The organism is Falsigemmobacter intermedius (genome assembly GCF_004054105.1).
In the GTDB taxonomy this organism is placed as follows: Bacteria; Pseudomonadota; Alphaproteobacteria; order Rhodobacterales; family Rhodobacteraceae; genus Wagnerdoeblera; species Wagnerdoeblera intermedia.
In genome coordinates this window covers 1-4,082 of sequence record NZ_SBLC01000091.1, presented here as the reverse complement: position 1 = coordinate 4,082, position 4,082 = coordinate 1, and the positions used below count along the sequence as shown (strand labels likewise).

Sequence of the window (4,082 nt, the reverse complement as noted above, 5' to 3'; positions counted from 1 at the left end):
GGAATGGAAAACCCGCGCTCTCAAAGGGCTATTGCTTCCTGAACGCTTTGTTCAGAACCAACTCATGGACCTCCCAACCGACGATCTTGCGGCTGAAAATGTCGAGGATCAGATAGAGATAGAAGAAGCTCCCCGCGATCGGCCCTGGCATCCAGGTGATATGCCCCCGCGTCCAGATCTGGCAAGGGCCGGTGGCCTGATAGCTGGTCGGCGCGCGCCAGTTCGCGTTCCAGGGCTTTGATCCGCTTGCGCTCCTCTCTCGAGGCCTGGGACGCCCTGGCCGTGCTCGCCTGCGCCCGGCCATTGGCGGCTTCACAGGCCTGACGCCATGCTTTGATCTGCTCTGGCTAAAGCCCGCGCTCGCGGCACCAGACGGCCGGATCCGCCTCGTTCAATGCCACAGTTTCAAGAACGGCGGCAAACTTGTCGCGCGAGCTCCACCCCTCGGGGCCAGCCTCCGCATCAGGCAAAAGTTGTCCTTTATTGCGGGCTTCGCGCCGCCAGATATGCAGCGTCCCCTCCGATATTCCCTCCTCCAGAGAAAGACGCCGGATCGGCGTCGCCTCTGGCGGAAGCATCCGCCTCAAAAACGCTGCTTTACGTTCCGGTGAATAACCCACGTCGTCGTCCTATCTCGCCCCAATCAATTAGAGAGAAAATTACAGGGCCGGACAACTTCCCTGACACAGGGGGGCTCCGCCGCCATGGCCGATTTTTGCTCCGACGTTGACATACCGCAAAAACGCGCTCTCCGCCGGCCACGATGAGGGCGGTGTCGCCTGGGGCCGCATTGCCTCGCTGATCGAGACCTGCAAGATCAGCAGCCTGTCACATGGCTCTGCCATTTTTCAACATGAGCTATTATTGAAACAAGTTACACGCAATTCAGCTACAATTTTGAGAAGATTCGTCTCATTTTCGTCTACAAACTTTTTGGCATTTAACATGATGGTGCCATGCTCTATCATATCTCGACTCGAAATCTCTCTTATTTCACTCATCATTTCTTCTATATCTTTGTATGTACTACCAAACTTAAGGCTTTTCACAACTTCTGCGGGGCCGCCAATGTGATACACAATAGGGTAAATTCCATAGCTTGCAGCTTCCAATACTGCCATCCCAAAATGCTCATGTAATGCTAAGTCGGAGGGTTTCTGATCAAGCCCAGTAGCGTGAATATAGATTTTGGATTTTTGAAGATAATCCTCAACCATACTCGGCGGCGCGTCTTTTAAAACGAATATCCTTTCAGGCATCTTGCGAGCTTCATTTTCAAGCTCTTGCAGATACAGGATATCATCCTCAGATTTTCCAGCGGAACCGATCAGGGCGAGCTTGAAATCGTGCTCATGACTGGTAGCAACAAAGGCTTGCAGTATTTTGTCTTGGTTCTTGGCGTGCCCCCCGCGCGTGAACCGGCCAATACTCAAGATGATATTCTCTTTGCAATTGCTTTCCTCTCTAAAGTTCGAAATATTGTTTGAAAGCGTAGGGTAAATCACGTCTCCATTTATATTAGGCCAGATTGTTGCAGCCGCGTCTTTAGTAAACTCAGAGTTATAAAAAACGAAGTCATACGATGATAAGGATTCGTGCGAGAATTTTTTATGCGGGAACGACACAATATATGCAGATGTCTTTGCCGCCGACTTCAAATTCGAACCGTAGGTCGAGTTGACAAATAGGTCATACTTTTTCGTGAATGCAGTACTAAATCCGCGCTCTATCACCTTTATTGGACGTGGCCCTTGATAACCCGAAAAGGCAATCACCTTGTCAAGGTCGAAATCTTCTTCGCAGATAAGATGCACTTCATCCTCGGGTGTCACGATTTTACCAAGCAATTGAAGTGCGTGTACCTCGCCACCACCATACGTATTCCAGTAGGAATTATAAAGCCCAATGAGAGTTCGCTTGGGCGACTTGGCGAATATGTCGTTATCAAGACGAGTCAAGGCCTCAGCTAATTCTGGGTTAATCGACGAATACCTGTTAGTATTAGATAAAAATTGCTTCAAACTCTCTTGGGCGCCAATATGGCCGGCATAATATTTGTAAATTTGCGCTGATCGATTGGCCAGAGCGTGCCAAGTCGGCGAGTATTCCTGCGATGCGGTCGAGTGCTTATGGTAGCACAGTGCTTTGGCGTTATATTTAATGCCCTTACCTTTTGATCCGAGCCAATATGACAATTCGGAATCTTCGTAATAGGCAAAGAAATTTCTATTGAATATTTCTCGCCCCTCAAGTGCACTTCTTTTAATCAAAGCAGCGCAGCCGCAAAGCGCCTTTACATCGAAAAACCCATCATGCTGACCGCGGTCCCTCTCGCCGAAGGCCCGATCATAGGGCATTCCATCACTAAAGTCAGATCCCGCGTTATTAATGACCCAAAAAGTTCTGTTAATTGACCGACGCTTAATCACAATATTGTATATGCGATCTATCGAATTAAGATAATCACGCTTACCTTCCCCCTCAAGATGCACTGCAATCGAACCCTCGCAGGTGACTTGCAAATCGATATCGGATTTTTGAATAGGAATATTCAGCTCTATGACATACTGAACACCGTCATGGAGAGCGGAAATGATATCTTGGTCTTGCCTGCCTTGAATAAGGAAAATCTTTTTATAATCAAGCTGGACATCCAGCGCTTCGCGGCTGAGGCTAATAGGGCTTTGTGAGTATAGTTTAATATTGAAGAAACGAGTCCAAAATCTAATTTTGGGGATCGCCACAGCAGTGTCTTCCCCCTCAAGGAAGCTCTCCAGAAGCCTCTCAATGCAATCTTCTTCTAGCTTTGCATCGGGGTTTAACAGAAGGATATACTCACCCGTGGCGAATTTTTGTCCAATATTATTTGCGTCAGCAAATCCCATATTTGCTGTCGCAATATAGATTCCGTCTTTAAAGAATCTTTTGAAAAGAGATTCATTCTTTTCGCGACCATTTTCGACGAGCAAAACTTCGCAATTTTTATAGGTTTGCTCCTGAATGGACCTAAAGCATTCCGGCAGATCATCACCGGAATTGTGCGAAACCACGATAATGCTGATCAAGGGATTGTGCCAAATGCCTCGTGATCTGACATTATGGTCCATTTCAGCTATTTCCGCATAACGCTTATTGAGCGATCTTGTGAATTTATATTTACGGCGCTGAGAAATAGGAAACTGGAGTGCACCACGGAGGGCGATCACCTCAAGATGTTTCTTTACTTTTTTAAACTTCATCACGCGCCCCGGATTGTTTAGTGTGGCGTTTAATGGAAACTGTTTCATTTATCAAGTTGCGCCTTGCAGGATTCTGATATAGTCCTGAGTTCAGGACTGTTTCCCTTGTCAACGCCGCGTTAAACTTCCCCCGAAGGGGGTGCGGCAAAAAACTTGGACTGTTTTCATCGCATAAGGCCGATGCTTTTACGGTAGTCGACCGGGCTTGGACCGCCAAGTGACATCTTAGGTCGTGTTGACAAAAGGGATTCCCACCGAGCGCTGATCGTAATTCAAGCTGGTATCTGCAATGGAGACCAACTTGGCATGAGATCTGATATTGGACGAGGAATGGAGGTTCTTTGAACGCCTCATCCAAGCCGTCCGCGCCCCGAATGGACGTAAACCCACCGATCACCGCCTTGTTCTTGATGGGATTTTCTGGATCGCCCGGACCGGTGCCCCGTGGCGTGACTTGCCCGAGGAGTTTGGAAAATGGTCAAGCGTCTACCGACAATTCCGGCGGTGGACGCTGGCGGGGCTCTGGGAGGAAATCATGGAGGCCTTGAACCACAGTGGGCCGTGCCGGACGCTCTGCAAATGATCGACATCACCGTGATCCGCGCCCATCATCAGGCAGCGGGCGCTAAAGGGGACTCCGCGACAGGGTTTTGGCCGCTCAAGAGGTGGCTCCACGACCAAGATCCACCTCCGTGTCAATGCTGCCGGCCTGCCCATGAGAGGTCGTCGGTTGTTGTAGAAGCCGATCCAATCCCCAATCACGCGGGCAGCGTGCTGGATCCTACATTCCCCAAGTGGCGTGTCGTTTGAGGTGAAAATCGCCTGTATCCGAGCGCTAGACAA

At 49.3% G+C, this 4,082-nt stretch carries 3 protein-coding genes and 1 pseudogene; 2 read left to right on the top strand and 2 right to left on the bottom strand.

Annotated features, from left to right (window positions below; all coding sequences use genetic code 11):
- Positions 1–241: hypothetical protein (locus EP867_RS20125; RefSeq protein ID WP_206616389.1), on the top strand; the 241-nt coding region annotated here is incomplete at its 5' end.
- A gap of 106 nt (positions 242–347) precedes the next feature.
- Here the strand turns inward: EP867_RS20125 and EP867_RS20585 are convergent.
- Together EP867_RS20585 and EP867_RS18975 are read right to left on the bottom strand one after the other, a co-directional pair.
- Complete coding sequence (locus EP867_RS20585) at positions 348–620, bottom strand: transposase (protein WP_380050081.1); 273 nt, start codon at positions 618–620, stop codon at positions 348–350.
- A 228-nt stretch (positions 621–848) separates the two neighbouring features.
- Positions 849–3,239 (bottom strand): glycosyltransferase, encoded by a 2,391-nt coding sequence (locus EP867_RS18975; RefSeq protein WP_164888961.1) that lies wholly within the window; start codon positions 3,237–3,239, stop codon positions 849–851.
- A gap of 313 nt (positions 3,240–3,552) precedes the next feature.
- Here EP867_RS18975 and EP867_RS18970 point away from each other — a divergent pair.
- Positions 3,553–3,960: pseudogene (locus EP867_RS18970) on the top strand (IS5 family transposase); the annotation flags it as partial.
- Between the last annotated feature and the right edge of the window lie 122 nt (positions 3,961–4,082).